Source organism: Streptomyces palmae, from assembly GCF_004684805.1.
In the GTDB taxonomy this organism is placed as follows: domain Bacteria; phylum Actinomycetota; class Actinomycetes; order Streptomycetales; family Streptomycetaceae; genus Streptomyces; species Streptomyces palmae.
In genome coordinates, this window is the sequence record NZ_SRID01000425.1 from 1 (window position 1) to 5,531 (window position 5,531).

A 5,531-nucleotide genomic window follows, 5' to 3' on the forward strand; every position below is an offset into this window, starting at 1 on the left:
CTCCGGCCGAGGTGGCCCGCGCCGGGGCGGGGCGCACCGCCCCCTATCTGGCCCGGGCGCTCTCCGCCGGCCGGCCGCCCGGCGCGGCGCGGCCGGACGGCGGTTGACGGAGCGGCAGGCCGCGGCCCGCCGCCGCGCGGCACCGACCGCCGCCGGGCACACTGGTGGCATGCCGGAGCTGCCCGAGGTGGAGGCCCTCGCCGGGTATCTGGCCGAGCACGCCGTCGGCCGGCGGATCGGCCGGGTGCACCCCGTCGCGGTGAGCGTGCTCAAGACCTACGATCCGCCGCTGACCGCGCTGGAGGGCCGTACGGTGACCGGGGTCGGCCGGCACGGCAAGTTCCTGGACCTGGCCACCGACACGGGCACCCGGCTGATCGTGCATCTGGCCCGGGCCGGCTGGCTGCGCTGGCGCACCGACCTGCCCGCGGCGCCGCCGCGGCCGGGGCGCGGACCGCTGGCCCTGCGCGTCCTGCTGACCGAGCCGGGCGGATCCCCGGGGCCCGACCCGGACAGGGCCACCGGCTTCGACGTGACGGAGGCGGGGACCAAGAAGGCCCTGGCGGTGTACTGCGTCACCGATCCGCGCCAGGTGCCGGGCATCGCCCGGCTCGGCCCGGACCCGCTGGAGGAGAGCTTCGACCGCGCCGCCTTCGCCGGACTCCTGCGCGGGGTCCGGCACCGGATCAAGGGCGTCCTGCGCGACCAGACGGTCATCGCCGGCATCGGCAACGCCTACTCCGACGAGATCCTGCACGCCGCCCGGATGTCGCCGTTCCGGATCGCCGCGGACCTCACCGAGCACGAGACCACCGTGGTCTACCAGGCGCTGCGCGACACCCTGGCCGACGCCGTGGAACGCTCCCGGGGGTTGGCCGCGGGCGAACTCAAGGCGGAGAAGAAGATGGGTATGCGGGTACACGGACGCACCGGGGAACCCTGCCCGGTGTGCGGGGACACCATCCGGGAGGTCTCCTACAAGGACTCCTCGCTCCAGTACTGCCCCACCTGCCAGACCGGCGGCAAGCCGCTCGCCGACCGCCGGCTGTCACGGCTGCTGAAGTAGCGGGCGCCGGCGAGCGGCCCGCGTGGTCAGGCTGCCCCACCAGGGGTCAGGAGGCGCCGTCCATCGCCTCGGCCAGGCTCCTGGGCCGCATGTCGGTCCAGTTGGCCTCGATGTAGTCCAGGCACTCCTGGCGCCCGCTCTCCCCGTGCACGACGGTCCACCCCTGCGGCACCTCCGCGAAGGACGGCCACAGCGAGTGCTGGTTCTCCTCGTTGACGAGCACGTAGTAGGACGCGTCCGGGTTCTCGAACGGGTTGGTCATCGTCTCTCCCCTTGGTCTGCTCGGCGCTTGGGCACTTCGGCACCGGGACGTATGGGTACGGGGATACCAGGTGGACGTCGAGCCCGGCTCGACCGGACCCTGACCGGCCGGGGGACACGCCGACCGGGATGCCTGCGATGTGCTGTACCTGCCGGTGGACCGGGATGCACACTGGGCACCTTCGCCGCCGTCCGTGAGGGAGCACGTACCGGGCTGTCGTTGACATGATCAGGATCATTCGACTCGGCGAGGACGAGGGGCTCGCCAAGGGGGAGACGTCGATGCCATGGAACCCGCTGTCCCGACTCCGGATAGCGCGCCTACGCGCGGAGAACGCCGCGCTGCGCGCCGAGGCCGCCGAACTCCGCGCCGAACAGCGCCTGTGGCGCGCCGAGACGGACCACCCGCACCCGGTGGTCCCCGAACTGCTGGTGCTCGCCGACTGGTTGGCCGACCTCACCAAGCAGGGTGCCGAGGAGACCGACCCCGAGCAGGCCGCTACCGCGCTGCGCTGGCTGGACGGCCGGCTGATCCGCCTCTTCGCCCTCTGCGATGTCGCCGACCTGCACGACGAGGGCCCGGTCGATCCGGTCCGCCACGAGATCGTCGGCAGCCGGCCCGCCGACGACGGCCGGCCCGCCGGGTCGATAGCCCGCACCGTACGGCACGGCTATGTCTGGCGCGGCCGGGTGCTGCGCCGCCAGCAGGTGATCATGTACGCCGAGGAGCCGGACTGAACCGCGGTCCCGGCCCGCCGGCGGCCCAACCTCCCCGGCCGCGGCACCCGTTGGAGCGGCCCCGTGCCCCGGAGAGGACGCCGGAACGCCGCGGAGACCCCTCGGACACCCCCTAAGCTGCGCACCAGCGGTTCGGGGACCGCCCTCGGGTGCCACCGGGGCGGACGGCAGGGCGCAGGCGGCCCGGTGCCACGCTCCCGCGGGCCGCCCACCTGCCCGTACCGAGCCCTGGAGCAGCATGACCGACGCCTTGATCATCGGCGGTGGAATCGCCGGAGTGGCGACCGCCCTGGCCCTGCGCAAGGCCGGGATCGACGCGGTCGTCCACGAACGGCGGTTCGAGGGCGAGGACGAGGGCGGCGCCTTCCTCACCGTGTTCGCCAACGGCATCGCCGCCCTGCGCACCATCGACGCGCACCAGCCGGTGCTGGAGGCCTCCTTCGGTGCCGACCGGGTGGAGTTCGTCGGCAACACCGGCAAGCTGCTGGGCACCCGGCCGATCGCCGGCGGCCAGGACGGGACGGGGGGCGGCCCCCGCACCCTCAAGCGAGCCTCCCTGAACCGGGTGCTGCGCCATGAGGCGAACCGGCTCGGCGTACCGATCCGGTACGGCAGCCGCTTCGCGGCGGCCCACACCGCGCCCAACGGGCGGATCGTGGCCTCCTTCGCCGACGGCGCACGCGCCCAGGCGGACGTGCTGATCGGTGCCGACGGGATCCACTCGGCCACCCGCAAGACCATCGACGCCGCGGCGCCCCGCCCCCGGTACACCGGCCAGGTCACCGTGTGCGGCTACACCCGCGACGCCCCGGACGCGCCCGCACCGGGCGCCTACACCATGGTCTACGGCAAGCGCGCCTTCTTCGGCTGCACGGTGGCCCCGGATGGCGAGGTCTGGTGGTTCGCCAACGTCCCCAGCCCCGAGGTCTCCCGGGCCGAACTCGCCGCCACCGGGGCCGACCGGTGGCGGGAGCGGCTGACCGAACTGTTCGCGGCCGACCGCACCCCGGCCGCCGGGATCATACGGGCCAGCGGGGAGACCATCGTGGCCGCCGCCGGATACGAGATCCCCACCGTCCCCACCTGGTCCGGTGAGTCCATGGTGGTCATCGGGGACGCGGCCCACGCCGCCGCGCCCAACGCCGCCCAGGGCGCGTCCATGGCCATCGAGGACGCGGTGGTGCTCGCCACCTGCCTGCGCGACCTGCCCAGGCGGCAGGCGCTCGCCGCCTACGAGCGGCTGCGCCGGGAGCGGGTGGAGCGCCTGGTCGCCGCCAGCGCCGCGATGGCCCGCCACACCGCCCCCGGGGCCGTCGGCAGGGTAGTGCGCGACACCCTTATCTCCCGCCGGCTGGACCGGGGCAGCGCCGGCGCCGACGACTGGCTGACCGGATACCGGATCGACTGGTCGAAGACCGTCACCCACCGCACCGCGCCGTGATCCTGTGTTCCGGCGGGCCGATTCCCGTACGCTGCTGTTCAGCGGTCATGACAACGGCGCCAGCCCGCGTGCGCGGCGCCAGGACGGGGGAGCCATGGGTGAGGACGCGCACGGTGGCTGAGCCCGGCTCAGGAGGAGTCGGCACCGGACTCCGGTTCCTCCAGACGGAAGCCCACCTTCAGGCACACCTGGTAGTGCTCGATCCTGCCGTCGGCGATATTGCCCCGGATCTGCCCGACCTCGAACCAGTCCAGATGGCGCAGCGTCTGCGCGGCACGTCCGATGCCGTTGCGGATGGCCTCGTCGATGCCCTGGTGCGAGCTGCCGACGATCTCGGTCACCCGGTAGGTGTGGTGCGACATGGCGGCCTTCCTCGTCCGTGCGGTGGTCCGATGGCACCTCCCACGGTGCCCCACCCGGCCGCGCCGCGCGAGCCGGACGAGCCGCCCGCGCACCCCGGCACACCGACCCGCGGCGCACCCCGCCGCGTACCGCCGGGCCGGCCGGCGGGCCCTGGGGCGGCACCCGCCGGGGACCATGGATTACGGGCCGGTGGCCCCGCGCCCGGTGGGCGCGCGGAGCCGGCCCGCCGCGGCCGTGAGGCCGACACCGGCACCGGGCCACCGGGGCCGGTCCTGCCGAGCACCGCACTGTGAACGCCACCGTACGACAGGAGAATCAATTGGGCGGCACGCACCGGGGCGAGCTTCTCGCCATCAGTGATCTGCACGTGGCCTACGAGGAGAACCGGGCGATCGTGGAGCGGCTGCGGCCGGGCTCCGACGAGGACTGGGTGATCGTCGCCGGGGACGTCGGCGAGGTGTTCAGCGACATCGAATGGGCGCTCGGCCTGCTCAGCGAGCGGTTCGCCAAGGTGATCTGGGTGCCCGGCAACCACGAGCTGTGGAGCCACCCCAAGGACCCGGTGGAGGAGCGCGGCGTCGCCCGCTACCAGCGGCTGGTCGAGATGTGCCGGGCCAAGGGCATCGTCACCCCCGAGGACCCCTACCCGGTCTGGCAGGGCAAGGGCGGGCCGCTGACCCTGGCCCCGCTCTTCCTGCTCTACGACTACACCTTCCGGCTGGACGGCATCGACAGCAAGGAGGCGGCGCTCGCCCACGCGCACCAGGCCGGCGTGGTCTGCACCGACGAGCACTTCCTGCACCCCGACCCGTATCCCACCCGGGACGCCTGGTGCCGGGCCCGTATCGAGGAGACCGAGCGCCGGCTCGCCGCCTGCGACCCCGCGCTGCGCACGGTGCTCATCAACCACTGGCCCCTGACCCGGCTGCCCACCCGGGTGCTGCGCTACCCGGACTTCGCCCTGTGGTGCGGCAGCGAGCTCACCGCCGACTGGCATGTGCGCTTCCGCGCCGAGACCGTCGTCTACGGGCATCTGCACATTCCCCGGGTGACCGTGGAGGACGGCGTGCGCTTCCAGGAGGTGTCGGTCGGCTACCCCCGCGAATGGAAGCGCCACGGCAGGCTGCCGGCCGACCCGCTGCGCCGGATCCTGCCCGTCCCGGTGGGCTGAACGGATCGGTGCACCCGGGCTGTAGTGGGAGTCCAGTGATTCCTGAGCGTCCTTCCGCACAGTGGGAGCGGCGAACAAGGAAGCGAGGCGACATATGGCCCAACCCGAAGGCAACGCCGTTCTCCGGGGTGCTCCGGCGCTCCTGTCGGCGGACACGTCCCCCGAGGACGAGCGGATCGTGACGGTCGACGACCTCGACCAGGTCGTCAAGCTCCCCCGGGGCAGCCACTACGACCACTACGCACCCACGGCCGAATGGCAGGAGAGGGCGGGACGGAACCTGCGGGTCTTCGTATGGAGCCGCCGCACCTACGTCGCCGAGTGAACCAGGCGGGCGCCGGGGACCACAGGCGGTAGCGAGGGGCGGGGCGTCGCGATGCGGCGCCCCGCCCCTTTTCGTGCCGGGAACCGCGAGCACACCCCGGCGTCAGGTGTCCGACCGGTGGCCTGGACCAGGAGGGGCGGAGCCACCCGTGGCCCACCCCTAACCC

The 5,531-nt window shown here is 73.7% G+C and carries 7 protein-coding genes; 5 read left to right on the plus strand and 2 right to left on the minus strand.

All coding sequences use genetic code 11. From position 1 onward, the window contains the following. Positions 1-169: 169 nt before the first annotated feature. Positions 170-1,066, plus strand: coding sequence for an Fpg/Nei family DNA glycosylase (locus tag E4099_RS28305; RefSeq protein WP_135341972.1), 897 nt, complete (start codon positions 170-172; stop codon positions 1,064-1,066). A gap of 46 nt (positions 1,067-1,112) precedes the next feature. Here E4099_RS28305 and E4099_RS28310 read toward each other — a convergent pair whose 3' ends face one another. Beyond that, entirely contained in the window at positions 1,113-1,328 is a 216-nt protein-coding gene (locus E4099_RS28310; RefSeq protein ID WP_135341973.1) for an MbtH family protein, read from the minus strand. Positions 1,329-1,552: 224 nt separating this feature from the next. Here E4099_RS28310 and grpE point away from each other — a divergent pair, with 224 nt between their 5' ends. Next, positions 1,553-2,065: a nucleotide exchange factor GrpE gene (gene grpE, locus E4099_RS28315; RefSeq protein WP_135341974.1), complete on the plus strand. Its 513-nt coding sequence runs from the start codon at positions 1,553-1,555 to the stop codon at positions 2,063-2,065. 238 nt (positions 2,066-2,303) lie between these two features. Then, positions 2,304-3,506: an FAD-dependent monooxygenase gene (locus tag E4099_RS28320; RefSeq protein WP_135341975.1), complete on the plus strand. Its 1,203-nt coding sequence runs from the start codon at positions 2,304-2,306 to the stop codon at positions 3,504-3,506. A 128-nt stretch (positions 3,507-3,634) separates the two neighbouring features. Here the strand turns inward: E4099_RS28320 and E4099_RS28325 are convergent, their stop codons facing one another. Then, complete coding sequence (locus E4099_RS28325) at positions 3,635-3,868, minus strand: dodecin (RefSeq protein ID WP_135341976.1); 234 nt, start codon at positions 3,866-3,868, stop codon at positions 3,635-3,637. A 320-nt stretch (positions 3,869-4,188) separates the two neighbouring features. On the opposite strand from E4099_RS28325, the gene E4099_RS28330 reads away from it, so the two are divergent. Continuing rightward, a complete protein-coding gene (locus E4099_RS28330) occupies positions 4,189-5,040 on the plus strand; it encodes a metallophosphoesterase family protein (protein ID WP_135341977.1) in 852 nt (283 codons plus the stop codon). 94 nt (positions 5,041-5,134) lie between these two features. After that, entirely contained in the window at positions 5,135-5,365 is a 231-nt protein-coding gene (locus E4099_RS28335) for a DUF5988 family protein (RefSeq protein ID WP_135341978.1), read from the plus strand. Positions 5,366-5,531: the final 166 nt, after the last annotated feature.

What these genes read in the sequence shown, in the direction of transcription:
- E4099_RS28305 (WP_135341972.1), top strand. Translation starts at nt 170, where the DNA reads ATGCCGGAGCTGCCCGAGGTGGAGGCCCTCGCCGGGTATCTGGCCGAG.
- E4099_RS28310 (WP_135341973.1), bottom strand. Translation starts at nt 1,328, where the DNA reads ATGACCAACCCGTTCGAGAACCCGGACGCGTCCTACTACGTGCTCGTC.
- grpE (WP_135341974.1), top strand. Translation starts at nt 1,553, where the DNA reads ATGATCAGGATCATTCGACTCGGCGAGGACGAGGGGCTCGCCAAGGGG.
- E4099_RS28320 (WP_135341975.1), top strand. Translation starts at nt 2,304, where the DNA reads ATGACCGACGCCTTGATCATCGGCGGTGGAATCGCCGGAGTGGCGACC.
- E4099_RS28325 (WP_135341976.1), bottom strand. Translation starts at nt 3,868, where the DNA reads ATGTCGCACCACACCTACCGGGTGACCGAGATCGTCGGCAGCTCGCAC.
- E4099_RS28335 (WP_135341978.1), top strand. Translation starts at nt 5,135, where the DNA reads ATGGCCCAACCCGAAGGCAACGCCGTTCTCCGGGGTGCTCCGGCGCTC.